The sequence below is a fragment of the Streptomyces glomeratus genome (genome assembly GCF_021462825.1).
Classification (GTDB): domain Bacteria; phylum Actinomycetota; class Actinomycetes; order Streptomycetales; family Streptomycetaceae; genus Streptomyces; species Streptomyces glomeratus.
The window spans coordinates 44542-70927 of record NZ_JAKEEB010000033.1; the positions used below are offsets into that span (position 1 = coordinate 44542).

A 26386-nucleotide genomic window follows, 5' to 3' on the forward strand; every position below is an offset into this window, starting at 1 on the left:
TGTCCGCAAGTAATCAACTTTCGTCATCGGACAGTCGCTTGTCAGTGACTGCTGTTAGAACAGATTCCCATCGGCTCGAGAGATCGTATGCGAGGGCCCACAGGGGATCGAGGGAGCAGTCGTGACGGAATCGGGGGACGGGGCTCAGCCGGTCGCGGGCGTCTACGAGCAACTCCTCACGGAAAGTCTGCGCCATCGGATACAAAGGCTCGAAGCCGCGGGCTGGAAGGCCATCGACGAGGAGGTCAGCAAGGAGTCGACTCCTCATGTGCTGGCCCGGTACATCGGCGAGGTGGTGGGGCGCCGGCTGAGTCAATTGCCGCACAGGGAGCAGGTGGCCGCCGCTAACCAGATCATGCGGTCGCTGTCGGCCAGCGCTCCGGACCCGCAGACGGACGGCACCCTCGGCTCCATCGTCGATGGCCCACGGCAACTGCTGGCTCTCGCGGAACAAGAAGCACCCGGTGCCTACGCGATCCGTCCTCTGACGCCTCTCTCGGAAACGGCGTTGATCACCAACGCGCCGGACGACCCCAATCTGGGTGCCGAGTTGCGTGCCGAGCTGGCCACGGCCGACAGCATCGATCTGCTGTGCGCCTTTGTGAAGTGGCATGGCATACGGGTGCTCGAAGACGCTCTGCGCGCGGCGAAGAGGCGAGGCGTACACATCCGGGTCATCACCACGACGTACATCGGCGCCACCGACCGCTACGCGTTGGACCGCCTGGTCCGGGAGTTCGGCGCCGAGGTGAAGATCAACTACGAGATCCGATCGACGCGACTGCACGCGAAGGCTTGGCTGTTCCGCCGCAAAACCGGCTTCGACACGGCCTACGTAGGCAGCTCCAACCTGTCGAAGGCCGCGCTGCTCGATGGTCTGGAGTGGAACGTACGGCTGTCGTCCATCGCCACCCCCAGGGTGATCGACAAGTTCGAGGCGACGTTCGACGCGTACTGGGACGACGCCGCCTTCGAGTCATACGACCCCGACACCGACGGGGACCGGTTGGCCGACGCGTTGGCCCAGGCAGGTGGCAAGGGGCCGGGGAACGAGCTCAAGATCAATCTCTCTGGGCTCGAAGTCCAGCCGTTCCCGCACCAGCGGGACATGCTGGAGCGTCTGCGAGTCGAGCGTGAGATCCGCGGCCATCACGAGAACCTCCTCGTCGCTGCGACCGGCACCGGCAAGACCGTCATGGCGGCTCTGGACTATCGCGCACTGCGTGACCAGCGCGGTGGAGAGCTTCCTCGGCTGCTGTTCGTGGCACACCGCAAGGAAATCCTGCGGCAGTCCTTGCGTACGTATCAGGAGGTACTCGGCAACGCCTCCTTTGGCGAGCTTCTCTTCAACGGGCACGAACCCCGCGAGTGGGCGCATGTCTTCGCCAGTGTCCAATCCCTCAATCTCCAGCGGCTGGAACAGTTCGATCCGGGCCATTTCGACGTCATCGTCATCGACGAGTTCCACCACGCCACGGCGAACACGTACCGCCGCGTCCTTGAGCACTTCACACCGACCGAGTTGCTCGGCCTCACCGCGACGCCGGAGAGGATGGACGGGCACAATGTGCAGGACGAGTTCTTCGGCGGCCGGATCGCTGCCGAGATGCGGCTCTGGGAAGCCCTGGAGAACGACCTGCTCTGCCCTTTCCACTACTTCGGAATCCCGGACGGCACCGACCTGTCTCAGCTCAATTGGCGAGCGGGGTCCTACGATCAAGACGAGCTCGGCAACCTCTACACGGCCAGCCACGCTCGAGCTCTGATCGTCATCAAGCAGGTCAGGGACAAGATCGCCAACCCGGCCGCCATGCGCGCCCTGGGTTTCTGTGTGACCAAGAGGCACGCGCACTTCATGGCGGACCGCTTCCGCGAGGCGGGATTCAAGGCCGCCGCGCTCGACAGCGACTCGACTCCCGCCGAGCGCGACCGCACGCTGAACGACCTCAAGGCCGGCCGGATCCAGGTGATCTTCTCCGTGGACCTGTTCAACGAGGGCCTGGACATCCCGGACGTTGACACCCTGCTCCTCCTGCGCCCCACGAACAGCGCGACCGTCTTCCTCCAGCAGCTGGGACGGGGGCTACGCCGCACGCAGAACAAGCCGGTCCTGACGGTGCTGGACTTCATCGGCCAGCACCGGGCGGAGTTCCGCTTCGAGGAGCAGTTCCGCGCCCTGACCAACCTCTCCCGCAACCGCCTGGTCGACGCCATCGAGCGCGGCTTCCCCCAACTGCCCTCCGGCTGCCAGATCCTCCTGGAAGGCAAGTCCAAGGACCTGGTCCTCGACAACATCCGCACGCAGCTCAATGCCACGATCAACACGCTGGCGAAGGAAGTCAGGGACTACAGCACACCCAAGCTCGCCGACTACCTGCGCGAGAGCAGACGGGAGATCAAGGAGCTCTACAAGAGCAAGAACTCCTGGACAGCGGTCCTCCGCAGAGCGGGGCTTGTCAAGGAAGCCGAAGTACCCGGCGAAGAGGAACTCCTCAAGCGTGTCCACGCCTTCCTCCATGTGGACGACCCCGAGCGAGCCCACGCATATCTACGCCTTCTCGCAGATGACGCCCCCGACTACGACTCGCTCTCGCCCACCGATCAGATATACGCCCGCATGCTGTTCTTCAATCTGTGGGACAAGGCGGGCGGGTTCTCCAGCTACCGCGAAGGCCTCGAGTCGCTGCGCTCCCACCACGTGTTCCGCAGCGAATTGCAGCAGGTCCTTTCCCACGTCCTCGACCGGTCCGACCACTACCCGATTCCGCTGGATGGGCCGCTCAACCACCTCCCGCTGAAGATCCACAGCGCATACAACCGCTCCGAGATCCTCGCCTCCCTCGGAGTGGCCCGGCTGGGCGGTCAGATGCCCGGCGTCTTCAGCCAAGGAGTGGCCTGGGTCGAGGAGATCAAGACCGACGCCCTTCTCATCACCCAGGAGAAGAACGAGCGGGACTTCTCACCCAGTGTCCGCTACAAGGACTACGCGCTCAGCCCAACCCGTTTCCACTGGGAGTCGCAGGGCACCACGCCCGAAAACTCCCCGACTGGCTTGCGCTATCAGCGGCATGCCAAGGAAGGCAGCCATGTTCTGCTCTTCCTGCGCCGCTACAAGAACAACAGCATCGGCAAGTCGGAACCGTGGATGCTCCTGGGGCCGGCCACGTACAAGGCGCACACCGGCAGCAAGCCGATGGCGATCACCTGGGAGCTCCAGCACGAGCTCCCGGCCGATGTGTGGACGTACTCGGCCATCGCCAGCAGGTGACGGGGGCCCGGAGAGCGGTGCCGCTCGTGGACAACACCTGTGCGGTCTCCGGGCCCTCGCGCACTCTCGGCCTCAGCCGAACTGGCCCGGCTGGTAGTCGCCCGCCGGCTGCTGGACGATGACGTTCATGCGGTTGTACGCGTTGATCAGGGCGATGAGGGAGACCAGCGCGGCGAGCTGGTCCTCGTCGTAGTACTTCGCTGCGTTCGCCCAGACCTCGTCGGGGACGCCGCCTGCCGCGTCGGCGATCCGGGTGCCCTGTTCGACCAGTTCCAGGGCGGCGCGCTCGGCGTCCGTGAAGACCGTGGCCTCTCGCCAGGCGGCGACGAGGTGGAGGCGCTGGTGGGTCTCCCCGGCGGCCACGGCGTCCTTGGTGTGCATGTCGGTGCAGAAGCCACAACCGTTGATCTGGCTGGCGCGGATCTTCACAAGCTCCTGGGTCGCCGCCGGCAGGGTCGAGTCGCTGATGACCTTCCCGGCCGAGTTGATGTACCTGGCGAACTTGGCCGCGACCGGGTTGGTGAAGAAGTTGAGACGGGCTTCCATGGTGATCTCCTCGATCCTTGCCGTGTTGTCCGTTACACAGCACTGACGGAGCGGTTCGAGGGGATGTGACGGTCCGGGCAGCGAGAGGCGTGTGACGTGCGTCTCATGCCGGTTCGCTCGCCCTCCGGTACGCGCGAAGGGGCCGGACCATCCGGGTCCGGCCCCTGTCTCCGCCGACATGGATCGGGATCAGGCCGCTCGTGTCAGAAGGTCCGCCTTGCCGAACAGCAGGGCGTAACCGGTGGGGAGTTGAGCGAGGATACGGGACGTCAGGTCGTCGCCGACCAGTGCGGGCAGAGTGGAGAGAACCGCGCTCACGTCCCAGCGTGCCGTCGCGCGCGTGGCCCCCTCGATACGGGCCGCGACCGCGTCCACGAACTCCGGGGCGGTCAGCGGGCACGTCACCGGGATCTGCGACGCGATCAGGCGCGCCGCCTCCTCGGGCAGTCGGCGGGCCAGTTCCACCCGCTCGTCGCCGACCACATGGGCGCCCAGGGCGGAGAGCACGAGGCGCGTGGTGCGCTCGGCTTCGTTCGTGGTCGTGTACTGGCCGGACTCCTTGACCGCCTCGACCAGCCGGGGCCAGTCCACGCCAGGCGAGGTCGTGGCCGGCTTACCGGCGGGCGGCAGGTCGTGCACCGCCGTCACCGGTTCTTCTGCCGCCGCCTCGAGTTCGTCGTGCGCGGCCGGTTCCCTGCGCGTGGCCACGTCGTCGGTCGCCACCGTCCCGTCGATCGTGCTCGTCGCCGCCGCGCTCGTCGTGGTCGTGCTCATCGTGCGGGTACTCCTCCGTTTTCCATTCCCCACCCGGTCCTCTCCCGGGTACCCCGATCGCCGTGCCCGTCCCACGCGATTTCGTACGTGTGGGACGGGGGCGGTCTCGGCGGCTGTCAGCCGGTGATCTGCTGGGGCCGGTCGCCGCCCGTGATCTGGATGCGGCGCGGCTTGGCCTCCTCGGCCACGGGGATGCGGAGGGTCAGGACGCCGGCGTCGTACGAGGCGTCGATGCGCTCCGTGTCCAGGGTGTCGCCCAGGAACAGCTGGCGGGTGAAGGTTCCGGCGGGGCGCTCGGCCACGACCATCTCGGCGCCTTCGGGGGCCGGGGGGCGGCGCTCGGCGCGCACGTTGAGGACGTGACGTTCGACGTCCAGCTCGATCGTCTCGGGGTCGACGCCGGGGAGGTCGAAGTGGACGACGAACTCGTCACCGACACGGTAGGCGTCCATCTGCATCGCCGCGGGGCGGCTCGCGGAACCGAGGACCTGCTGCGTGAGTCGGTCGAGTTCACGGAACGGGTCAGTACGCATGAGCATCACGGGTCACTCCCTTCCTGAGGCACTGGGTGCGATGCCCTACGGCTTCTTATATAGCGCTCAGGCATAAAGTTGACAAGCCTCGACTCAAGTAGGGGCCCAGACCGGGTGCCCGTGGTGTCCGCCTGCGGAGATAGCCTCGTTACGCCGGGGCGTGCGGTCGCGAACATGGCCGCCGAGTCCGGTCCAAGGACGTATCGGTGGAAGGCGGCAGACAGCGATGGCGAAGGTTCCTACGGCTCTGGTGGCCGCGAGTGGGCTCGTCGGCGGGTACGGCGTCGCCCGCTGGAGCAAGAAGCGGCAGCTCGGCGGGGCCGTACTGGCTGTCGCGGGGGCCGCGGCGGCGCGGCAGTGGCAGCGGCAGGCCGGGGGCGCGGCGGCCGGGGCGCTGACGGCGGCGTACGTCGCCGCGTTCGCCGGGTCGCATCCGCTGGCCAAGAAGGTGGGCGCGTGGCCGGCCGTGTTCGGGGTGGCCGGTGCCGTCGCCCTCGCCTCCTGGGCCGTGGCGGACCGGCGGGGCTAGCGGCCGCTAGGGCTTGGCGCCGGCGGGCCGTCGGGCCGCGGCGCCGCTCGACGCCCGTGCTCCCTGAAAGGCCCTCCGGTACGCGTACGGGCTCGTGCCCACCACTCGTTTGAAACGGTCCCGGAAGGCCGTCGGGGAGCCGAAGCCCGCCTGGGTCGCGATGCGTTCGACAGGGTACGACGTGGTCTCCAGGAGGTACTGGGCGCGCCGGACGCGCGCCCGGTGCAGCCACTGCAGAGGCGTCGTACCGGCCTGTTCGCGAAAGCGGCGGTTGAGGGTGCGGGCGCTCATGCCCGCGTGGGCCGCGATGTCGTCCAGGGTGAGGTCCCGGTCGGCGTTCTCCTCCAGCCAGCGCAGCAGCGGCTCCAGGGGGGTCCCGGCGGGAGCCGGCGGCCGGGGGTGCACGATGAACTGGGCCTGGCCGCCCTCGCGTTCGAGCGGCATCACCGACAGCCGGGCCGCGTCCGCGGCGACCGCCGAGCCATGGTCCTTGCGGATCATGTGCAGGCACAGGTCGAGCGCCGCCGCCGCGCCCGCGGACGTGAGGAACTGGCCCTCGTCGACATAGAGCACGTCCGGGTCGACCGTCACCTCCGGGTGGCGCTCGGCCAGCAGCGGCGCCGCGACCCAGTGCGTCGTGGCCCGCCGCCCGTCCAGCAGGCCCGTCGCCGCGAGCACGAACGCGCCCGCGCACACGGAGGCGATGCGGGTGCCGTTGGCCGCGGCCGCGCACAGGGCCTCCTTCACGCCTTCCGGCAGCGGCAGGGTCGGGTCCGCCGTGCCGGGCAGGATGATCGTGTCGGCCTCCGCCAGCGCCTCCAGCCCGTACGGCGCCCGGATCCGGAACACTCCCGCGTCCACCTCCTCCTGGGGCGCGCAGATCCGCACCCGGTACGCCGGGCGTCCGTCGGGCAGCCGGGTGCGGGAGAAGACCTCGATCGGGGACGAGAGGTCGAACGGGATCACCTGGTCGAGAGCCAGGACCGCGACGGTGTGCATGGCGAGAGGGTAGGGGTGCGCCGGACCCGCGCCAAGCCGGGCAGGTGAGTCAGGGGTGGGAAACGCGCAGGTCGAAGCCGTACAAGCCGCCGTGCGAGCCATCGTACGAGCCGCTGTAGGGCCCTGGCGAGAATCCGTTGGACCGTGGCGTTTTCGCCACTGTCTCAAGATCCGTCCGCCCTCTAGCGTCGGTCCGTGACCAAGTTCCTTCTCACCGTCCATGTCCTCGCCGCCATCGTCGCCGTGGGGCCCGTCACCGTCGCCACGAGCCTGTTCCCGCCCACCGCCCGCAAGGCGCTGGCCGCGCCGGGGGAGAGCCGGCACCACCTGGCGCTCCTGCACCGCATCTGCCGGGTGTACGCCGTCGCCGGGGTCGTCGTCCCGGTGTTCGGGCTGGCCACGGCGAACACCATGGGGGTACTCGGTGACACCTGGCTGATCGTGTCGATCGTGCTGACCGCCCTCGCCGCGGTCGTCCTCGCCGCGCTGGTGCTGCCCTGGCAGGGCAGGATCCTCGCGGGCGTCGACGAGGGAGACGGGGGGACGGCCGGCGCGCGGGCCACCGTGCGGCTCGCCATGGTGACCGGGGTCTTCAACCTTCTGTGGGCAGCCGTCACCGTGCTGATGATCGTGCGTCCCGGGTCCACCACGGGGGCCTAGCCGCACGAGGGCCGGGGTCTGACGTTGTCTCCGGGAGCAGAACGCCGTCTGGTGCAGAACGCCGCCTGGAGCAGAACTCCGTCATCGGGATCAGCACGTTTCGCCGGGACCAGCACGTTGTCTCGGGGGTCAGAGCGGGTTCGTCAGGGACAGGTCCTCTCGGGCCCACTCCCCCCGGAGCGCGTGCGCCACGGCGGCCGCCACCAGCACCCCGGCCGCGATCAGCAGGGTGAAGAAGCCCCAGGCCAGCGGCCACAGCGAGGCGTCGGGTTCCGGGTGGGTGCGGAAGGAGACGTGCATCAGCGTGACGGGGGGTACCGCGACCAGCAGCAGCGGCCAGCCGAGCCGGTCCCAGTGGCCGAAGTAGGCCGCTAGGAGCAGCAGGGCCAGCCCTAGGAGGACGACGCCGACCGCTGTCACGGGGGTCGTCTCCTCGGTGGCTCCCGGGGTCGCGGGCCGGTTGCGCAGATCCCAGGGCAGGCACAGCAGGTAGGCCGTGGCGGAGAGGGCCGCGCCGAGCAGGCGGATCAGCCAGCGCTCGGGCCAGGGCCGCGTTCGCATGGGGCGGAGCAGCTTCTCGGTCATGCGTACGAGGGTCCCGGTGGAGCGGCGGAGCCGGGAGAGTACGGGTACTCAAGTACCCGTACTCATTCGGCCCGGCGTATGGATGGCGTACGGATGGCCTACGGATGGCCTGCAAATTCCGGAGGCCTTATGGACGCACGGGGGGCGCCTACGGTGTCGCGCTCGCGCTCGCGGCGCCGCCCGTCACCGCCGTCAGCGGCTGGGCGATGTCCTCCAGCGAGCGGCGTTCCGCACGGACCGCGAGCAGGGCCGCGACCAGTCCGGCCACGCACATCAGGGCCGCGCCGATCTGGAAGGCGAGGACCGTGTCGCCGACCTTGCCGGTGCCGGTGAGATCCGCGAACAGCAGGGGGCCGCTGACTCCGCCGGCGGCGGTGCCCATGGCGTAGAAGAAGGCGATGGACATGGCCCGGGTCTCCATCGGGAACACCTCGGAGACGGTCAGATAGGCGCTGGAGGCGCCCGCCGAGGCGAAGAACAGCACCGCGCACCAGCAGGCCGTCAGCGTGCCCGCGTCCAGCGAGCCCCGGCCGAAGAGCCATGCCGTGCCGAACAGGAGCAGCCCGGACAGCAGATACGTCGAGGAGATCATCACCCGGCGGCCGACCGTGTCGAAGAGCTTGCCGAGCAGCAGCGGGCCGAGGAAGTTGCCGACCGCGATGACTGCGAAGTAGTAGCCGGTGTGGTCGGCCGGGATGTCGTAGAACTTGGTGAGGATCGCGCCGAAGCCGAAGGTGATGGCGTTGTAGAGGAACGCCTGGCCGATGAAGAGGGCGAAGCCCAGAACGGCGCGCTTGCGGTACCGGGAGAAGACCGTGCGGGCGATGGTGAGGAAGCCGATGCTCTGGCGCTGATGGATGGTGATCTCGCCCAGGGGCCGCGGCAGCGGCTCGCCCTTCTCCTCCACGACCTGCCGTTCGATGGCGGACACCACCTGTTCCGCCTCCTGCTCCCTGCCGTGGATCAGCAGCCAGCGGGGACTCTCGGGTACGTGCCGCCGCACCAGGAGGATGACCAGGCCGAGGACGACTCCCAGCGCGAACGTCAGCCGCCAGCCCACGTCCTTCGCCAGGATGCCCGTGTTCAGCGCGAGGATCGACAGCAGGGAGCCGCCGACGGCGCCCACCCAGAAGCTGCCGTTGATGACCAGGTCGACACGGCCGCGGTAGTACGCCGGGATCAGTTCGTCGATCGCGGAGTTGATGGCCGCGTACTCACCGCCGATGCCGAAGCCGGTGAGGAAGCGGAAGAGGAAGAACCACCACGGCTGGAAGGAGACCGCGGTCAGGGCGGTGGCACCGAGGTAGACCGCGAGGGTGATCATGAACAGCTTCTTGCGGCCGTAGCGGTCGGTGAGGCGGCCCCAGAAAAGGGCGCCGGAGCAGGCGCCCGCGACATACAGCGCCGCCGCCAGGCCGGTGACCTGGCCGGAACTGATCGGCAGCCCGCTGCCGGGCTCCGAGAGCCGGCTGGCGATGTTGCCGACGACCGTGACCTCCAGGCCGTCGAGGATCCATACCGTGCCGAGTCCGATCACGATCGTCCAGTGCCAGCGTGACCAGGGCAGCCGATCGAGTCGAGCGGGTATTGCGGTGGTGACCGTGCCGGGCTGTGGCGCGGTGATGGGCATGGTTTCCTCCTCGGGACGCCGGGTGACGCCGCACGGGCCCGAGTGCCCGCTCACCAGCGCCTTACGCCCTGCGGCTGCCGCACCGGCCTACGGCAGGTCCCCGGACGGAGGACCCGCGCCGGATCCCGCGCCCGTCGGCGGTTCACGCCCCGAGGAGCCGCGACACCGTGTAGATCAGCAGTCCCGCGAGCGAACCCACCACCGTGCCGTTGATCCGGATGAACTGCAGGTCCCGGCCGATGTGCGCCTCGATCTTCCGCGTGGTGTGTCCGGCGTCCCAGCTCGCGACCGTGTCCGTGATCAGGGAGGTGATCTCCTTGCGGTACGTCGTCACGACGTGCACCGCCGCGCCCTCCACCCAGCGGTCCACCTTGGCCTGGGTCCTCGGTTCGTCCGCCATACGGCTGCCCAGCGACAGCAGAGACGCCCGAACCCGCACCCGCAGCTCGCTCCGCTCGTCCTCCGCGGCGGAGACGATCATGGAGCGGACGGCGGTCCAGGCGGAGGCGATCAGGTCCTGGACCTCGCCGCGGCCCAGCACCTCGCCCTTGAGCCGCTCCACACGCGCCCGGGTGTCCGTGTCGGACTGCAGATCGGAGGCGAAGTCGCCGAGGAACCGGTCGAGGGCGCCGCGTGCGGGATGCGAGGGCGAGTCGCGCATCTCGGTGACGAACCGCAGCAACTCCTTGTAGACGCGCTCGCCGACCTTCTTGTCGACGAACCGGGGGGTCCAGCCGGGGGCGCCGCCCTGGACGGCGGCCATGACCTGGTCGTCGTGCAGGACGAGCCAGTCGTGGGCACGGATGCAGACCAGGTCGACTATCCGTTTGTGGCCGCCGTCCGCGACGACCCTCTCCAGCATCTTGCCGAGCCCGGGTGCGATCTCCTGGGCGTCGGCGCGGCGGGTGATGGCCTCGCCGACCACCGCCTGGACGTCGGAGTCGCGCAGCACGGTCAGGGCCCCGCGCAGAGCGGTCGCCAGCTCGGCCGTCACCCGGTCGGCGTTCTCCGGCCGGGCGAGCCAGGCACCCAGGCGGCTGCTGATGCCGACGGCGTGCAGCCGCAGCCGTACGACCTCCTCGGAGAGGAAGTTCTCCCCGACGAACTCGCCCAGGGACACGCCGAGCTGGTCCTTCTTGTTCGGGATGATCGCCGTGTGCGGGATGGGCAGGCCGAGCGGGTGGCGGAAGAGCGCCGTGACCGCGAACCAGTCGGCGAGCGCGCCGACCATGCCGGCCTCGGCGGCCGCCGCCAGATAACCGGCCCAGGGGCCCGCGCCGGCGTGCCGCCCCCAGGTGGCGAGGGCGTACACGAGCGCGACGAGCAGCAGCAGTCCCGTGGCCGTGGTCTTCATACGGCGCACGCCCCGGCGCTTCTCCTCGTCGGCGGGGCTGAAGGAGGTCATCGCGCGGCTCGGAACGGCCGCGCTCACGGCGGCCGCTCGGCCCGTGGCGGCGGTGTCCTTGCCGGCGGATCCCCCGGCGCCCGCGGACGGGCCGCCCACGGACCGCCCGGCGCGGGCGGATCGCCCGATGGTCGCCGGTTCATCAGGTTTTATGCGTTTCATCCGCTCCACCCGATCGTGTCCCTCGTTACACATTGTCCCTTCCTGACCGACTCCTGGAACGGAACGGGAGTTCCCGGCGTCTGTCCGCTTGGAGGAGTCTCGGGGGCTTCTCAGGGTCGCGTCGGGGTTCCTGCCGGGGATCAGTGGGGCCCCTCCGTTTTCCTCCCGCCTCATGACGCATCATGAAGCCGATCAGCATCGGAGCCCCCGGGCTCCCGTCGCCCGAGGAGACACGCGCCGCATGACCAGGCGTCACGGTTATGCCCTGCCGGCCGCGATCGTCACCGTGATCGTGGCCCTGTCCACCGCCATATACCTCGCCGCCGCGGCCGACGACGGCAATGGCCGCGGCACCCTCGCCGCCGGCCGGCCCGCCCCGCGGGGCTCCGCCGCCCCCGCCTCGGTCGGGGCCTGGGTGAGCACCTGGTCGGCCTCGCCCTCCGGCGCCGAGCCCGGCACCGCCGCGGACGGGATGGCGGGACGGTCCGTGCGCAACGTCGTGCACGCCGACGTCGGCGGTACGAGTGCCCGGATCACGCTGTCCAATCTCTACGGACGGCAGCCCCTGACCGTCTCGCACGCCTCGATCGCGGTCGCCGCGACGGGCGGCCCGGCCGCGGCCGCCGGCACCATGCGCCGGATCACCTTCGGCGGCACCCCCTCGGTCGTCGTGCCCGCCGGCCGGCAGGTGGTCAGTGACGCCGTCCGCATCGCCGTCCCGGGCGACTCGGACGTGCTCGTGACCACGTACTCCCCCACTCCGTCGGGCCCGGTCACCTACCACCGGCAAGCCCGCCAGATCTCGTACGTCGCGCGGGGCGACCGCACGGAGGACGTGAACGGCGCCGGATACACCGAACAGAGCCCGTATTGGCGCTATCTGACCGCGCTCGACGTGCTCGGCGACCAGGCGGCCGGGACAGTGGTCGCACTCGGCGACTCGATCACCGACGGCATCACCTCCACCGTGGGCGCCAACCGCCGCTGGACGGACGTCCTCGCCGAGCGGCTGCGTCAGGCGGCCGGGTCCGGTGACGTGCCGCGCTACAGCGTGGTCAACCAAGGGATCAGCGGCAACCAGGTGCTGGCCGGTGGCCCCGGCCGGCCCGCCGGCAACCCGAGCGCCCTCTCCCGCTTCGACCGCGATGTGCTGGGCCGCACGAACGTCAGGGCCGTCGTCGTCGACCTCGGCGTCAACGACATCCTGCGCAACCCCGGCCGGGCCGACCCCGACCGGATCACGGCGGGCCTGCGCACCCTCGTCCGCGAGGCACACGCCCACGGGCTGAAGGTCGTCGGGGCGACGCTCATGCCGTTCGGGGGCCACCGCGGCTACCGGCCCGACCGCGAGCAGGTGCGGCAGGAAGTCAACGCGCGGATCCGGTCGGGCACGGTGTACGACGCGGTCGTCGACTTCGACGCGGCGCTGCGGGACCCGTACGATCCGCGCCGGCTGCGCGCCGGCTACGACTCGGGCGACCACCTCCACCCCGGCGACAGGGGCTTCGCCAGGATGGCGGAGTTCTTCGACCTCACCTCACTGAAGGGTGCGGCACCGGCACAGCTGTAGCGCCTCGGTAATCCCCGCGCCGGTAATCCCGCCTCAGTGGTCCCCGTACCGGCGCCGGTCCCGCTCCTCGCGGCGGGATTCCCGGCGCTCCCGGTGCAGCTCCCGGCGCTCCTCGTGGCGCTCGCGGCGCTCCTCGCGGCGTTCGCGCAGCAGCTCGCGGTGCTCGTCCAGTGCCTCGCGGGCGTCGAGCAGGCCCTGGAGGCCGTCCGGGCCCTCACGGCGGGAGGCGTTCAGCTCCTTGCGCACGGCCTTGCGGTCCAGCTTCTCCCGGCGCCGCTCCTCCTTCAGCCGCTGCCGCTCGGCCCGGGTCAGCTTGCGCTCGATGCCGACCCCGCCCCAGAAGGCGAAGCCGGTGACGATCACCCGCGGCGCGCCGGGCTCACCGGGCGTACCCTCCTCGCGGTGGTCGAAGCCGCCCATGATCCCGATGCCGCGCACGACCACCTCGACGCCCGGCGGCACGATCACGTTCATCCCGCCCATGATCGCCACGCAGTTGATCTCGACCTCCCGGTCGGCGAAGTAGGCCTCCCGCAGATCGATCTCACCGCCGCCCCAGAAGGCGAAGCAGTTGAACCGCCGGGGCGCCGTCCAGCGCCCCTTGCGCTGGAACCCGGACATGACGGCGACCGCCCACGAGGACGACCCCTCGCCGCCGACGACCCGCTCCCGCCAACTTCCGGCGACCTCGGGCTCCTTGACCAGGGACACCGCAGGGGCGCCGACGCCCGCGGCCGGCAGGTCCCTGGTGATCGGCGCCAGTTCGCCGTAGGTCCGCGCCTGGTAGGTCGCCTCCAGGCGCTCCTCGAACTCCCCCATGTCGAGACGGCCCTCGGCGAGGGCGTCCCGCAGGACCTCGGCGACCCGCTCACGGTCGGCGTCGGAGGCACGGAGATCCTGGGCGGGGGATGCGGAATCCGTCGGCGTCAGCCGCTGATCGTCACGTCCCCCGGAAGACACAGCGTCGGTCATGGGCTTCAGCCTACGAGTTCCCCGCGCCCCGGACTACGCCGAAGTCCTCTCGGCGTACATCCGCGCGATCACCGCCTCGATGTCCGGCTCCCGCACCGACAGGTCCACCAGCGGATACTCCGCCGCGATCCGCGCCACCAGCGGGGCCGCCGACCGGGACGCCGGAAAGGCGAGCCACTGCCGCGGCCCCTCGACCCGCACGACGCGCGCGGGCGGCGCCTCGATCGGCGGCAACTCCCGTTCCAGGTCGACCACGAGGGTCCGCTCGCTGTCGCCCGCCTCGTGCAGCCCGGCCAGGGCACCGTCGTAGACGAGGCGCCCGTGGTCGATGACCATCACCCGCGAACACAGCTGCTCGATGTCCTGGAGGTCGTGCGTGGTCAGCAGCACCGTCGTGCCACGCTCGGCGTTCAACTCCCGCAGGAACGCACGGACCTTGGCCTTGGAGACCACATCGAGCCCGATCGTCGGCTCGTCGAGGTAGAGCACCTCGGGGTCGTGCAGCAGCGCCGCCGCGATGTCGCCGCGCATCCGCTGCCCCAGCGACAGCTGCCGCACCGGCACGTCCAACAGGGCGCCCAGCTCCAGCAGTTCGACCAGCCGGTCCAGGTTCTCGCGGTAGCGCCCGTCCGGGATGCGGTACATCCGGTGCATCAGCCGGTAGGAGTCGATCAGCGGCAGGTCCCACCACAGGGTCGTCCGCTGGCCGAACACCACCCCGATGCGCTGGGCGAGCCGTGTCCGCTCGCGGGAGGGGTCGATGCCGGCCACCCGCAGCCGGCCGCCGCTCGGAGTGAGGATCCCCGTCAGCATCTTGATGGTGGTCGACTTCCCCGCGCCGTTCGGCCCGATGTAGCCGACCATCTCGCCCCGCGCCACGGTGAAGGAGAGCGCGTCGACGGCCCGCACCTGCCGCCGCTCGCTCCTGAGGAAACCGGTCCGCTTACGCACATGGAAGACCTTCTCCACGCGGTCCACCGCGATGAAGCCGTCCTCCTGCGGCGAACCGCCGTCGTGCAGGAAACCACCGTCCATGAGTTCCTCAGCTCCCCGTGCTCCGGTACGAACGCAGTCCCGCGCGCCAGGCCAGCCCCGACGCCGCGCAGCAGGCCGCCGCCACCAGCGGCGGGGTGAAGGCGACCCATGCCGGCAGGTGGAGCGGGTAGGGCCGCCCCAGTACGTACAGTGCGGGCAGCCAGTTGACGAAGGCGAGCGGCAGCACGAAGGTCACCCCGCGCACCAGTTCCTTCGCGAAGACGGTGGGCGGATACTGCAGCAGGGTCTGACCGCCGTAGGTGAAGGAGTTCTGCACCTCGGAGGCGTCCTGCGCGACGAACTGGAAGGCCGCGCCGGCCACGAACAGCGCGCAGAAGATCAGTCCGCCGCTGAGCAGCGTCAGCGGGACCAGCGCCACCTTGAGCGGGGTCCAGGTGACATCGACCGCGGCCAGCGCGTACCCGAGGACGCACGCCCCCTGGGTCACCCGGCCGAGCCGGCGCAGCCCGAAGCGGTCCGCGGCGACCTGCGCCAGCACCGGCGCGGGGCGCACCAGCAGGGTGTCCAGGGTGCCGTCGCGCACCCGCCGTCCCAGCCGGTCCATGGAGCCGATCGCAAGGTCCGCGAGCCCGAACGCGGTCGCCGAGAGGCCGTACAGGAAGGCGATTTCGGGCAGCCGGTATCCGCCGAGGACGTCGACCCGCGAGAACATCAGCAGGATCGCGACGAAGTCCAGCGCGGTCGCCACGAGGTTGCCCAGCGTGGTCATCACGAACGAGGCCCGGTAGGCCATCGTGGAGCGGATCCACATCGCGGTGATCAACCGGTAGGCGCGCAGGCCCTCGCGCACCCGGCCGTACGTCCCCTCGCCCGGAGAAGACCGGTCCGGGTGGGCCGGAGAAGGCCGCCGGTGGGCCGGAGGACGCCGCCGGTCCCGGACCGGCTCCGCGTCCGCGTACACGCCCCCGTACGTCTCCTCAGCCACCCTGCACCACCACCCTGCGCGTCGCCGCCGACTGGAGCATCCGCCCGGCCGCCAGCAGCACCGCGGCCCAGGCCAGCTGGCGGGCGTAGACGGCCACCGGGTCCGCCGCGCCCAGCAGGACGTCCGCGGGTGCCTGGATCAGCGACGCCCAGGGCAGGGCGCGCACGATCTCGCCGAGCACGCCCGGAAAGACGTTCAGCGGCAGCAGCATCCCCGAGCAGAACATCGCCGTGATCCAGGCGATCTGCGCCACACCCGCCCCGTCCATCAGCCAGAACGCGGTGAGCGCGACCAGGAAGCGGATCGCGAAGCTGACCACCGCGCCCAGCGTGACGGCGGCCAGGAAGGCAGCCCAGACCAGCGGGCGGGAGGGCAGGGCGAGCGGGAAGAGGAACGCGCCGACCGCCATCGGCAGCACACCCCGCGCCAGCAGATGGAACAGGGCCCTGCCCAGGTCCCCGGCCAGCCACCACAGCTGGAGATCGGCGGGCCGGTACAGGTCGATCGCGATGTCGCCGGTGCGGATGCGCTCCATCAGCTCGTCCTCGAAGCCGCCGCCCATCACCGAGACGGTCATCAGCAGCGCCTGCCCGACCCATACGTACGTCAACGCCTGGCCCTTGTCGTACCCCCCGAGATGAGGCCGTTCGTGCCACAGGGCGAGATAGGTGTATGCCAAGATCAATCCGAAGACCGTGTTGGTGAACACCCCCGCCGCGGTCGCGGTCCGGTAGGTCGCGTACCGCCGGAAACCACCGGCGGCGACAGCGGCGTACAGCCGCCCTGTCCCCACGGGAACACCTCCTTCGACGCGTGCCGGAGCGAAGCGCAGGAGCCTAGCGCGGGGACGAAGTGGCGTACCACACGTTTTCCCGGTAAAGCAGGTCCGCCGTACCGGGAACGGAACGGTTGGTGCGACAGTCTTCATCAGGGGGCGCACATGGCGTATGAGGGCGTACGGGAACGTACGACGCGAAACGGGAGTCCGGCACCACGATGAGCGACGAGCCGCAGCCGCAGCAGAGCAGCAAGGGCGTGGCGTCCACAGAGCCGCCGCAGTCCGCGGCCTTGGACCCGCAGCCCGGCGGAAAGCCGAAGCGGCGGCGCACCGGATGGCGCCGGCTGATCCCGACCTGGCGGACGGTGCTCGGCACCTGCGTCGTCGGGATCCTGCTGCTCGCCGGGCCGTTCGCCCTGGGTTACTCGATGGTCAGGATCCCGCCGGCCAACGCGCTGGCGACCAAGCAGAGCAACGTCTACCTGTACGCGGACGGCACCGAGATCGCCCGCGACGGCAAGGTCAACCGGGAGAACGTCGGCCTCGCCCAGATCTCCAAGGACGCCCAGCACGCCGTACTGGCCGCCGAGGACCGCGACTTCTACACCGAGTCCGCCGTCGACCCCAAGGCGATGATCCGCGCCGGCTGGAACACCGCCACCGGCAAGGGCAAGCAGTCCGGCTCCACGATCACCCAGCAGTACGTCAAGAACTACTACCTCGGCCAGGAGCAGACCGTCACCCGCAAGGTGAAGGAGTTCTTCATCTCGATCAAGCTGGACCGCGAGAAGAGCAAGAACGACATCCTCGAGGGCTACCTCAACACCAGCTTCTTCGGCCGCAACGCCTACGGCATCCAGGCCGCCGCCCGCGCCTACTACGGCGTCGACGCCGTGGACCTCGACGCGGCCAAGGGCGCGTACCTCGCCGCGTTGCTCAACGCGCCCAGCGAGTACGACGTCGTCGCGCACCCGGAGAACAAGGGCGCGGCCGAGGCCCGCTGGAACTACGTCCTCGACGGCATGGTCAAGAAGGGCTGGATCAGCGCCTCCCAGCGCGCCGGCATGAAGTTCCCCATGCCGAGGGAGGCCACCCTCTCCACCGGCCTGTCCGGCCAGCGGGGCTACCTCCTCGACGCGATCAAGGACTATCTGCTCGAGAACAAGATCGTCGACTCGGACCAGCTCGCCGCCGGCGGCTACCGCATCACCACCACGCTGCAGAAGAACAGGCAGGACGCCTTCGTCAGCGCGGTCGACGACCAGCTGATGTCCAAGCTCGACAAGAAGAACCGCAAGGTCGACACCTATGTCCGCGCCGGCGGCGCCGCCGTCGACCCCCGCACCGGCGAGGTCGTCGCCCTGTACGGCGGCGTCGACTACGTGCAGCAGTACACGAACAACGCCACGCGCGGCGACTTCCAGGTGGGCTCCACCTTCAAGCCGTTCGTGTTCACCTCGGCCGTGGAGAACCGCTCCCAGACCCAGGACGGCCGCCCCATCACGCCCAACACCGTCTACGACGGCACCAACCAGCGCCCCGTCCAGGGCTGGAACGGCGGCAGCTACGCCCCCGAGAACGAGGACAGCCGCTCCTACGGCGACATCACGGTACGCACCGCCACCGACAAGTCGGTCAACTCGGTGTACGCGCAGATGGCCGTCGACGTCGGCCCGGAGAAGGTCAAGCAGACCGCGGTCGGCCTCGGCATCCCGTCCGGCACCAAGGACCTGAACCCCTACCCGTCCGTCGCGCTCGGCACGGCCACCGCCAGCGTCCTGGACATGGCGGAGGCCTACGCGACACTCGCCAACCACGGCGAGCACAGCACGTACACGCTGGTCCACAAGATCACCAAGGACGGCATGGACGTGGTCCGGCTGCCCGAGCGCAAGACCGTCCAGGCCGTCAGCCGCGAGGCCGCCGACACCACCACCTCGGTCCTGAAGAGCGTGGTCGAGAACGGCACGGCGACCAACGCCCTGGCCGCCGGCCGCCCGGCCGCCGGCAAGACCGGCACCGCCGAGGAGGACACGGCGGCCTGGTTCGCGGGCTACACCCCCGACCTCACCACGGTGGTCTCCGTCATGGGCCAGGACCCGATCACGGCCGCCCACAAGCCGCTGTACGGCGCGATGGGCCTGCCCCGCATCAACGGCGGCGGCGCGCCCGCGCAGATCTGGGCGCAGTTCACCAAGGACGCGCTGAAGAACAAGCCGGTGAACGACTTCGACCTCCGGCTCCAGCCCGGCGCCGACCAGACACTGGAGCCCTCCACCGGCCCCACGGACCAGCAGCCGGGCACCACCGGCACCCAGGACAACGGCGGCACGACGGGCGGCCCGAGCACCCCGGGCCAGGGCCAGAACCAGGGCCAGAGTGACGGCGGCACCCCCGGCACGGGCGGCCCGACCGGCACCGGCGGGGCCACCGGGACCGGCGGGACCACGGACACCGGCGGCGCCACCGGCACCGGGACCACCACCGGGGCCGGTGGGGCGACGGGCACGGGCGGCACCACCGGCGACGGAGGCACCACCGGCGCAGGGGGAACCACGGGCACTCCCGGGACCGGCGGCACCACCGGCGACGGCGGGACGGACGGGACGGGCGGCGCCACGGGCGGAGTGGGGTTCTGAGCGGGGTGGCGGAGTGGCTGGGCGGGGCGGCCGGGCGCGGTGGCCGGGCGGCGGGCGCGGTGGCCGGGCGCGGTGGCCGGGCGGCGGGCGCGGTGGCCGGGCGGCCGTGGCGCGATGCCCGGGGTCAGTGACCCGAGGTCGCCTTCAACCCCACCACGGCCACCAGCAGCAGCCCCACGAAGAAGATCCGCGCGGCGGTCGCGGGCTCGCCGAGCACGGTCATGCCCAGCACCGCCGCACCGGCCGCGCCGATGCCCACCCACACGCCGTACGCCGTACCGATGGGCAGGGACCTCGCCGCGTACGAGAGCAACAGCATGCTGGCGACGATGCCCGCGCCGGTGGCGAGGCTCGGCCACGGGCGGGTGAACCCGTCGGTGTACTTCATGCCCACCGACCAGCCGACCTCGAGCAGTCCGGCGAGGACGAGCAGGACCCAGGCCATGAGGCACCTCCGTGTTCCGGTGACGTCCGGTGATCAACAGGGGTGCGTCGTCTTTGCGGTCCCGGTACGGCGCGTCTCGTCGGGTCCCTCGCGGGCCCGTCCAACATAGCAACGCAACGGCAAAGGAGCCGGTGACCAGGGTCACCAGCTCCTTCCGCCCGGCGATCTGCGCCGGCCTGCCGGCAGGGTCTACAGATACAGCCCCGTGGAGTCCTGCGAGCCCTCGAAGCGGTCCGCCGCCACGGCGTGCAGGTCCCGTTCGCGCATCAGGACGTACGGGACCCCGCGCACCTCGACCTCGGCCCGGTCCTCGGGATCGAACAGCACCCGGTCGCCCGGCTCCACGGTGCGTACGTTCTGTCCGACCGCGACGACCTCGGCCCAGGCGAGGCGCCGGCCGACGGCCGCGGTCGCGGGGATCAGGATGCCGCCGCCGGAGCGGCGCTCGCCCTCGGCGGTGTCCTGCCGCACCAGCACGCGGTCGTGCAGCATCCGGATGGGCAACTTGTCGTGGTGGGTCTTCTCGCTCACGCCCCGAACCTACCTGTCTCCGACGGCTTCGTGCGCGGCCGGGTCAGTCCTTGCGCCGCCGGGAGCCGAGGGCGAGCAGGCCCACGACCCCGACCACGACCAGGGCCACGGGCACGATGCGCTCCAGCCGAGGCGCGCCCTCCTCCGTGACCAGCTGCCCCTTCACCTGGCTGACGACCCGGTTCGCACTGACGTAGGCCCTCCCGAGCGTGTTGTCGACGTGGGAGACGACCTTGGCCTTGGCGTCCCCGACGATCGTCTTCGGGTGCACCCGGACGCCGATCTCGTCGAGCGTCTCGGCCAGCGTTTCGCGACGGCGCTTGATGTCCGCCTCGATCTGCGCCGGAGTCCTGGTGTCCGGTGTGCTCGACGTGTCCGCCACCGCGCATCCTCCGTGGTCGTTTGCGACGTGTTCCGCGCAATTCCTGCATCTGTGGTCGACAGTCTGTCAGCTTCGCGCCGAAGGCACCCATCGGCACCCCTCTGGACCGGGGAAGCGGATTAGGCTCGTCGGGTAACCGCCCCCTGCCTGTGAGGTAACGACGATGAGCGAGCGACTCCAGCCCGGCGACACCGCCCCCGCCTTCACCCTGCCCGACGCCGACGGCAACGAGGTCTCCCTGGCCGACCACAGGGGCCGCAAGGTCATCGTGTACTTCTACCCCGCCGCCCTCACCCCCGGCTGCACCAAGCAGGCGTGCGACTTCACGGACAACCTGGAGCTGCTCGCGGGCGCCGGCTACGACGTCATCGGCGTCTCGCCCGACAAGCCGGAGAAGCTCGCGAAGTTCCGTGAGAAGGAGGACCTGAAGGTCGCCCTCGTCGCCGACCCGGACAAGAAGGTGCTGGAGGCGTACGGCGCGTTCGGCGAGAAGAAGCTGTACGGCAAGACGGTCGTCGGCGTGATCCGCTCCACGGTGATCGTGGACGAGGAGGGCAAGGTCGAGCGGGCCCTGTACAACGTGAAGGCGACGGGGCATGTGGCGAAGATCATCAAGGACCTCGGCCTCTAGACCCCACTCCCGCCTCCCGGAACGGCTCGCACCGAACACATCGGTACGAGCCGTTCCGCATTACGGCCGTGACTGTCCGATAAACGGTTCGTTACTCAGTGCGGACTGCGAACAGCAAGCCGGATCGAAGGGGGACCGATGGGAGCCAGCGCGTACACCAAGGAGCGGCTGGAGGAGGCCGCTCGAGGGGCGCGGACATTGTCGGAGGCATTGGTGCTCCTGGGGGTGGACCCGAGGAGTCCAAAGCGGCACTACATCAGGGAGCGGATGAGGAAGTTCGGGGTGAATACATCACACTTCGAGCGAGAGGGGGTGAAGTGGACAAGAGACGTGCTCGAACCCGTGGTGGCAGCATCCACCAGCATCAACGAGGTGGTGCGTCGACTGGGACTCGACTCCGTGGGCGGGCATCAGACCAACATCGCCCGCCGGATCAAAGCGCACGGAATCGATACCTCGCACTTCACATCCGTGGTGCGCACCGAACGTATGAGGTACAACCAACGCCGCCGGACTGCTGACGAGATCCTCGTCGAGGACACGTCAGGGCACGCTCCACGGATTCCGAGTCGTCGGCTCAAGAGGGCGATGCGCGAGCTGGGCGTGGAGGAGCGCTGTGCTCTCTGCGGAATCGGATCGGTCTGGCTCGGGGAACCACTCCCGCTGGAAGTCGACCATATCGACGGCAACTGGCGAGACAACCGCATCGACAACCTTCGGTTCCTCTGTCCGAACTGCCACTCGACGACGGACAGTTACCGAGGACGCGGCAAGCGCCGTGCTCCGGAAGGCGTTGGATGAGCAACGGCAGGCGCCCCCGTCCAACTCCCGATGAGCTGCGTGGAACGGTCGCCGAGTCGGTTTGCCTCAGTGAGGTACTGAGACGCCTGCAACGCCCCGACAACCGGTGGCAACGGGCACTGTTAAGCCGGTGGATCACCGAAGAAGGCCTGACGACCGCCCATTTTCTGGGGCAAGGGCACCAACGGGGGAAACGGAGCCTCAACGCCAAGCGGCCCGAGGAGATCCTGGTCCGGCACGACGGTCACCGCCGGACAAGCACCGCACGCTTACGCCGCGCACTCAGTGACATCGGCGTACCCGAGCAGTGCGTCGGATGCGGAGTCGGTCCCACGTGGCTCGGGAAGCCCATGACGCTGGAGATCGACCACATCAACGGGGACTGGAGGGACAACCGGAGGGAGAACCTGCGGCTGCTCTGTCCCAACTGTCACGCGATCACCAGCACCTGGTGCAGAGGAGGTCGGCGAGCGGTACGCAGTGCCCAGTAGAGTAGGCGGCGCTGAGGGCCCGTACCCCAGCTGGCTAGAGGGCGCCGGTTTAGGTCCGGTGTGTCGTGGGTTCGAATCCCACCGGGCTCACCGCGTGCAAAGGGCGCACCACTGATGGGTGGTGCGCCCTTCGGTATAGACCTCAGCCCAGCAGCTCCCGCACAACCGGCACCAGTGCCCGGAACGCCTTCCCCCGGTGGCTGATCGCGTTCTTCTCCGCGGGGGTCAGTTCCGCGCAGGTGCGCGTCTCGGCCTCCGGCTGGAGGATCGGGTCGTAGCCGAAGCCGTTGGTGCCGGACGGGGCGTGCCGGAGCGTGCCCTTGAGCCGGCCCTCGACCACGCGTTCCGTGCCGTCCGGAAGAGCCAGGGCGGCCGCGCAGGCGAAGTGGGCGCCCCGATGGGGGTCGTCGATGTCGGCGAGCTGGGCCAGGAGCAGCTCCAGGTTCGCCCGGTCGTCGCCGTGCCGGCCCGCCCAGCGTGCCGAGAAGATGCCGGGGGCGCCGCCCAGGACGTCCACACAGAGCCCGGAGTCGTCGGCCACGGCCGGCAGACCCGTCGCCTGGGCCAGGGCGCGGGCCTTGAGCAGGGCGTTCTCGGCGAAGGAGACGCCGGTTTCCTTGACGTCGGGGATGTCGGGGTAGGCGTCCGCGCCGACGAGGTCGTGCGGGAGGCCCGCTTCGGCGAGGATCGCCCTGAGTTCGGTGATCTTTCCGGCGTTGCGGGTGGCGAGGATCAGGCGGGTCATGCCCTCCAGTATCCGTGCGTCGCCGGTGCCGCTTCGCCGTACCCCGGGTCGCGGGGTCGCCTCGCCGCGCTCCGGTGCCGAGGAGCGGCGCCTAGGAGGTGCAGACCTTCGTCAGTTCGCCGGCCGCGTCCGTCACGGGGCCGACGTCGGGGGTCTTGTCGCCGTTCTTGATGGCGTCGCGGACGTTCGCGACGGCCTTGCGCAGGTCGTCGACCGCCTTGTTGACGTCGACGTCGTCCGTCTTGTCGCCGATCTTGTCCAGGTCGTTCTCGATGGAGTTCAGGGAGGCGTCCGCCTGGGTCGGGTCGTTCGCCGCGTTCTCGACGGCCTGCTGGAGGTCGGTGACGCTGTCGGCTATCGCGTCGGCGGTCTGCACACAGTCGATCGCCTTGCCGACGGCGTCGCAGCCGGCGCTGGCGCCCACGGCGGCGAGTACGGCGACGACGGCGAACGCGGCGGTGGTGGTGCGGCGGTGGCGCGCGGCCATGGAACGGTTCCTCCCCGTTGAAGGGGCCGCGATCGCCCGTGGAGGCACCGGCCGGTCCGGTGCCTGCGACGCCTGGTCAGACGTACGGGGCCGCGGGCGGGGCGCGCGGTTCTCCCGGGCCCCCCGCCGCATCGGCTGTGCGGCTACCCCTGAAAACGCCGGAGGGCGCTACACGGTTGCCTCGAGTGCCGTGCGCTGGAGCGCCGCCAGTCGGTCGCACCCCGCGACGGCGAGGTCGAGGAGGGCGGCCAGTTCCTTGCGGTCGAAGGGTGCCGCCTCGGCCGTGCCCTGGACCTCGACGAAGCGGCCGTCGCCGGTGCAGACGACGTTCATGTCGGTCTCGGCCCTGACGTCCTCCTCGTAGCAGAGGTCGAGGAGGGGTACGCCGCCGACGATGCCCACGGAGACGGCCGAGACGGTGCCGGTGAGCGGCTTGCGGCCGGGCTTGACCAGCTTCTTGCTCTGGGCGAAGGCCACGGCGTCGGCGAGGGCCACATAGGCGCCGGTGATCGCGGCGGTGCGGGTGCCGCCGTCCGCCTGGAGGACGTCGCAGTCGAGGACGACGGTGTTCTCGCCGAGCGCCTTGTAGTCGACGACGGCGCGCAGGGAGCGGCCGATGAGGCGGCTGATCTCGTGCGTACGGCCGCCGATCTTGCCCTTGACCGACTCGCGGTCGCCGCGGGTGTTGGTGGCGCGGGGCAGCATGGCGTACTCGGCGGTGACCCAGCCCTCGCCGCTGCCCTTGCGCCAGCGGGGCACGCCCTCGGTGAGGGAGGCGGTGCAGAGGACCTTCGTGTCGCCGAAGGAGACGAGGACGGAGCCCTCGGCATGCTTGCTCCACCCGCGCTCGATGGTGATGGGGCGGAGCTGGTCGGGGGTGCGGCCGTCGATTCGAGACATGGGTCCGAGCCTATCCGTACGCGCGCGAGGGGCCCGTCCCCCGGTGGAACGGGCCCCTTGCGGGTGAGCGCCGGGCCTTTTTCGGTCCCGGGCGGTCACATCATGTCTTCGATCTCCGCGGCGATCGGGTCGGCGTCGGTGCCGATGACGACCTGGATGGCGCTGCCCATCTTCACGACGCCGTGGGCGCCCGCGGCCTTGAGGGCGGCCTCGTCGACCAGCGAGGGGTCGTTGACCTCGGTGCGGAGCCGGGTGATGCAGCCCTCGACCTCTTCGATGTTGTCGATGCCGCCGAGCCCGGCAACGATCTTCTCAGCCTTGCTGGCCATGTCTTCTCTCCCTGATCCGAGCCGCTGTGTCGCGGTAACCCTGGTCTACACCACTTGAGGAAGGGCCGCCAAGCACGGTTCCGCTCGCACGGAACCCGCAATGTGTCCTATTTCTCCTTCTATGAGCATTGATCCCCTTATGCGCTTGCCCGCAGAATTCATGGGTTCCTTATCTCGCCTTGACCGTGCTACAACAGGTCTACACCAGTGAGTGGTGTAGACCACGCGGGTGCCGTTCACCCCTTTCTTCCCCCTTCCCGTCCCCCGGCGGCACCCGCCACATGGAGGAACTATGAGCACCGCCACCGCAACCACGGCGGCCCCCGCAAAGAAGCGGGGATCCGGTCTGTTCCAGGGCCTGCAGAAGGTCGGCCGCAGTCTTCAGCTCCCGATCGCCGTACTGCCGGCGGCGGGCATCATGGTCCGGCTCGGCCAGGACGACATCTTCGGCAAGGACGGTCTCGGCTGGGACAAGGTCGCCGCCGTGTTCAACGCGGCCGGCGGTGCCATCACCGGCAGCCTGCCGATGCTGTTCTGCATAGGCGTCGCGATCGGCTTCGCCAAGAAGTCGGACGGCTCCACCGCGCTCGCCGCGCTGGTCGGCTTCCTTGTGTACAGCAAGGTGCTCGAGGCGTTCCCGCTGACGCCCGAGCACATCGAAAAGGGCACGATCGTCGCGGCGACGTACAACAACCCGGGTGTGCTCGGCGGCATCATCATGGGTCTGCTCTCGGCCGTGATGTGGCGGCGGTTCCACCGCACCAAGCTCGTCGACTGGCTCGGCTTCTTCAACGGCCGCCGGCTGGTGCCGATCCTGATGGCCTTCGTCGGCGCGCTCGTGGGTGTCTTCTTCAGCCTCGTCTGGGAGCCGATCGGCAACGGCATCACCAGCTTCGGCGAGTGGATGACCGGCCTCGGCGCCGCGGGCTCGGCCCTCTTCGGCCTGGTGAACCGGGCTCTGATCCCGATCGGTATGCACCAGTTCGTGAACACGGTGGCGTGGTTCCAGCTCGGCACGTTCAAGGACGGCGCGGGTCAGGTCTTCACCGGTGACTACAACCGCTTCCTGCACGGCGACCCGAGCGCCGGAATGTTCATGTCCGGCTTCTTCCCGATCATGATGTTCGGTCTGCCGGCCGCGGCCCTCGCCATCGCGCACACCGCCCGCCCCGAGCGCCGCAAGGCCGTGATGGGCATGATGATCTCCCTGGCGCTGACCTCGTTCGTCACCGGTGTCACCGAGCCGATCGAGTTCTCGTTCATGTTCATCGCGCCCCTGCTGTACGCGCTCCACGCGGTGCTGACCGCGGTGTCGATGGCCGTCACCTGGGGGCTGGGCGTCCACGCCGGCTTCAACTTCTCGGCGGGCTTCATCGACTACGCGCTCAACTGGAACCTGGCGACGAAGCCCTGGCTGATCATCCCGATCGGCCTGGTGTTCGCGGCGATCTACTACTTCGTCTTCCGCTTCGCGATCACCAAGTTCAATCTCCCCACCCCGGGCCGCGAGCCCGAGGAGGAGGTCGAGGACCTCACAAAGGCGTGAGAACGTCCCGAGCGACAGAAGGCCCCGGAACCGTGATGAGGTTCCGGGGCCTTCGGGCGTTCGGGGA

The 26386-nt window shown here is 69.9% G+C and carries 27 protein-coding genes, 1 tRNA gene and 1 riboswitch; of the genes, 10 read left to right on the top strand and 18 right to left on the bottom strand.

Going from position 1 to position 26386, the window contains the following annotated elements; translation table 11 throughout:
* The first annotated feature begins 121 nt into the window (after positions 1-121).
* Positions 122-3268: a DEAD/DEAH box helicase gene (locus tag LZ604_RS28330; protein WP_234518516.1), complete on the top strand. Its 3147-nt coding sequence runs from the start codon at positions 122-124 to the stop codon at positions 3266-3268.
* Positions 3269-3340: 72 nt separating this feature from the next.
* Here the strand turns inward: LZ604_RS28330 and LZ604_RS28335 are convergent, their stop codons facing one another.
* From LZ604_RS28335 to LZ604_RS28345, 3 genes are all read right to left on the bottom strand, one after another.
* A complete protein-coding gene (locus LZ604_RS28335) occupies positions 3341-3814 on the bottom strand; it encodes a carboxymuconolactone decarboxylase family protein (protein WP_234518517.1) in 474 nt (157 codons plus the stop codon).
* A 189-nt stretch (positions 3815-4003) separates the two neighbouring features.
* Positions 4004-4453, bottom strand: a complete 450-nt coding sequence (locus LZ604_RS28340; protein ID WP_372482218.1) for a DUF2267 domain-containing protein — start codon at positions 4451-4453, stop codon at positions 4004-4006.
* A gap of 251 nt (positions 4454-4704) precedes the next feature.
* Complete coding sequence (locus tag LZ604_RS28345; RefSeq protein WP_234518518.1) at positions 4705-5127, bottom strand: Hsp20/alpha crystallin family protein; 423 nt, start codon at positions 5125-5127, stop codon at positions 4705-4707.
* A 220-nt stretch (positions 5128-5347) separates the two neighbouring features.
* Between LZ604_RS28345 and LZ604_RS28350 the strand changes: the two genes are divergently transcribed.
* Positions 5348-5650 (top strand): hypothetical protein, encoded by a 303-nt coding sequence (locus tag LZ604_RS28350; RefSeq protein ID WP_234518519.1) that lies wholly within the window; start codon positions 5348-5350, stop codon positions 5648-5650.
* Positions 5651-5656: 6 nt separating this feature from the next.
* Here LZ604_RS28350 and LZ604_RS28355 read toward each other — a convergent pair whose 3' ends face one another.
* Positions 5657-6649 (bottom strand): GlxA family transcriptional regulator, encoded by a 993-nt coding sequence (locus LZ604_RS28355; RefSeq protein ID WP_234518520.1) that lies wholly within the window; start codon positions 6647-6649, stop codon positions 5657-5659.
* Between the two features lie 195 nt (positions 6650-6844).
* Here LZ604_RS28355 and LZ604_RS28360 point away from each other — a divergent pair, with 195 nt between their 5' ends.
* The gene (locus LZ604_RS28360) at positions 6845-7309 is read left to right on the top strand and encodes a DUF2269 family protein (protein WP_234518521.1); all 465 of its coding nucleotides are present in this window, start codon (positions 6845-6847) and stop codon (positions 7307-7309) included.
* Between the two features lie 129 nt (positions 7310-7438).
* Here LZ604_RS28360 and LZ604_RS28365 read toward each other — a convergent pair whose 3' ends face one another.
* The 3 genes from LZ604_RS28365 to LZ604_RS28375 form a co-directional block, all read right to left on the bottom strand.
* Positions 7439-7894, bottom strand: a complete 456-nt coding sequence (locus tag LZ604_RS28365; RefSeq protein WP_234518522.1) for a hypothetical protein — start codon at positions 7892-7894, stop codon at positions 7439-7441.
* A 148-nt stretch (positions 7895-8042) separates the two neighbouring features.
* Complete coding sequence (locus tag LZ604_RS28370) at positions 8043-9524, bottom strand: MFS transporter (RefSeq protein WP_234518523.1); 1482 nt, start codon at positions 9522-9524, stop codon at positions 8043-8045.
* Between the two features lie 142 nt (positions 9525-9666).
* Entirely contained in the window at positions 9667-11091 is a 1425-nt protein-coding gene (locus LZ604_RS28375; protein WP_372482216.1) for a DUF445 domain-containing protein, read from the bottom strand.
* A 241-nt stretch (positions 11092-11332) separates the two neighbouring features.
* Between LZ604_RS28375 and LZ604_RS28380 the strand changes: the two genes are divergently transcribed.
* Positions 11333-12661, top strand: a complete 1329-nt coding sequence (locus tag LZ604_RS28380; RefSeq protein ID WP_234518527.1) for an SGNH/GDSL hydrolase family protein — start codon at positions 11333-11335, stop codon at positions 12659-12661.
* A 33-nt stretch (positions 12662-12694) separates the two neighbouring features.
* Here the strand turns inward: LZ604_RS28380 and LZ604_RS28385 are convergent, their stop codons facing one another.
* The 4 genes from LZ604_RS28385 to LZ604_RS28400 all read right to left on the bottom strand — a co-directional run bounded on the left by LZ604_RS28385 (position 12695) and on the right by LZ604_RS28400 (position 16407).
* Complete coding sequence (locus tag LZ604_RS28385; RefSeq protein WP_234518529.1) at positions 12695-13633, bottom strand: DUF1707 SHOCT-like domain-containing protein; 939 nt, start codon at positions 13631-13633, stop codon at positions 12695-12697.
* Between the two features lie 33 nt (positions 13634-13666).
* Positions 13667-14668 (bottom strand): ABC transporter ATP-binding protein, encoded by a 1002-nt coding sequence (locus LZ604_RS28390; protein WP_234518531.1) that lies wholly within the window; start codon positions 14666-14668, stop codon positions 13667-13669.
* A gap of 7 nt (positions 14669-14675) precedes the next feature.
* A complete protein-coding gene (locus LZ604_RS28395) occupies positions 14676-15479 on the bottom strand; it encodes an ABC transporter permease (RefSeq protein ID WP_234518573.1) in 804 nt (267 codons plus the stop codon).
* 127 nt (positions 15480-15606) lie between these two features.
* Complete coding sequence (locus LZ604_RS28400) at positions 15607-16407, bottom strand: ABC transporter permease (protein WP_234518532.1); 801 nt, start codon at positions 16405-16407, stop codon at positions 15607-15609.
* Positions 16408-16610: 203 nt separating this feature from the next.
* Between LZ604_RS28400 and LZ604_RS28405 the strand changes: the two genes are divergently transcribed.
* On the top strand, positions 16611-19031 hold the full coding sequence (locus LZ604_RS28405; protein ID WP_234518533.1) for a transglycosylase domain-containing protein: 2421 nt from the start codon (positions 16611-16613) through the stop codon (positions 19029-19031).
* Between the two features lie 124 nt (positions 19032-19155).
* Here LZ604_RS28405 and LZ604_RS28410 read toward each other — a convergent pair whose 3' ends face one another.
* The 3 genes from LZ604_RS28410 to LZ604_RS28420 all read right to left on the bottom strand — a co-directional run bounded on the left by LZ604_RS28410 (position 19156) and on the right by LZ604_RS28420 (position 20389).
* Complete coding sequence (locus LZ604_RS28410; protein WP_234518534.1) at positions 19156-19476, bottom strand: DMT family transporter; 321 nt, start codon at positions 19474-19476, stop codon at positions 19156-19158.
* A 41-nt stretch (positions 19477-19517) separates the two neighbouring features.
* Positions 19518-19576, bottom strand: a riboswitch (guanidine-III (ykkC-III) riboswitch).
* A gap of 89 nt (positions 19577-19665) precedes the next feature.
* The gene (locus LZ604_RS28415; protein ID WP_234518535.1) at positions 19666-20007 is read right to left on the bottom strand and encodes a GroES family chaperonin; all 342 of its coding nucleotides are present in this window, start codon (positions 20005-20007) and stop codon (positions 19666-19668) included.
* 43 nt (positions 20008-20050) lie between these two features.
* A complete protein-coding gene (locus LZ604_RS28420) occupies positions 20051-20389 on the bottom strand; it encodes a DUF3618 domain-containing protein (protein WP_234518536.1) in 339 nt (112 codons plus the stop codon).
* 163 nt (positions 20390-20552) lie between these two features.
* On the opposite strand from LZ604_RS28420, the gene bcp reads away from it, so the two are divergent.
* The 4 genes from bcp to LZ604_RS28440 all read left to right on the top strand — a co-directional run bounded on the left by bcp (position 20553) and on the right by LZ604_RS28440 (position 22402).
* Positions 20553-21020 (top strand): thioredoxin-dependent thiol peroxidase, encoded by a 468-nt coding sequence (gene bcp, locus LZ604_RS28425; protein ID WP_234518537.1) that lies wholly within the window; start codon positions 20553-20555, stop codon positions 21018-21020.
* 138 nt (positions 21021-21158) lie between these two features.
* Positions 21159-21821: an HNH endonuclease signature motif containing protein gene (locus tag LZ604_RS28430; protein WP_234518538.1), complete on the top strand. Its 663-nt coding sequence runs from the start codon at positions 21159-21161 to the stop codon at positions 21819-21821.
* Between the two features lie 350 nt (positions 21822-22171).
* The gene (locus LZ604_RS36105) at positions 22172-22312 is read left to right on the top strand and encodes an HNH endonuclease (protein ID WP_308283666.1); all 141 of its coding nucleotides are present in this window, start codon (positions 22172-22174) and stop codon (positions 22310-22312) included.
* 15 nt (positions 22313-22327) lie between these two features.
* Positions 22328-22402: transfer RNA gene (locus LZ604_RS28440), tRNA-Leu, on the top strand.
* Between the two features lie 52 nt (positions 22403-22454).
* On the opposite strand, the gene rdgB is transcribed toward LZ604_RS28440, so the two are convergent.
* The 4 genes from rdgB to LZ604_RS28460 all read right to left on the bottom strand — a co-directional run bounded on the left by rdgB (position 22455) and on the right by LZ604_RS28460 (position 24773).
* Positions 22455-23057: an RdgB/HAM1 family non-canonical purine NTP pyrophosphatase gene (gene rdgB / locus LZ604_RS28445; protein ID WP_234518542.1), complete on the bottom strand. Its 603-nt coding sequence runs from the start codon at positions 23055-23057 to the stop codon at positions 22455-22457.
* A gap of 91 nt (positions 23058-23148) precedes the next feature.
* Complete coding sequence (locus tag LZ604_RS28450; RefSeq protein ID WP_234518544.1) at positions 23149-23544, bottom strand: hypothetical protein; 396 nt, start codon at positions 23542-23544, stop codon at positions 23149-23151.
* A gap of 168 nt (positions 23545-23712) precedes the next feature.
* Positions 23713-24444, bottom strand: a complete 732-nt coding sequence (rph, locus tag LZ604_RS28455) for a ribonuclease PH (RefSeq protein ID WP_234518546.1) — start codon at positions 24442-24444, stop codon at positions 23713-23715.
* A 95-nt stretch (positions 24445-24539) separates the two neighbouring features.
* Positions 24540-24773: a PTS sugar transporter subunit IIB gene (locus LZ604_RS28460; RefSeq protein ID WP_234518547.1), complete on the bottom strand. Its 234-nt coding sequence runs from the start codon at positions 24771-24773 to the stop codon at positions 24540-24542.
* Between the two features lie 292 nt (positions 24774-25065).
* Here LZ604_RS28460 and LZ604_RS28465 point away from each other — a divergent pair, with 292 nt between their 5' ends.
* Positions 25066-26319 carry a PTS transporter subunit EIIC gene (locus LZ604_RS28465; RefSeq protein ID WP_234518548.1) on the top strand — a complete coding sequence of 418 codons (1254 nt, stop codon included), beginning with the start codon at positions 25066-25068 and terminating at the stop codon, positions 26317-26319.
* Positions 26320-26386 lie beyond the last annotated feature (67 nt).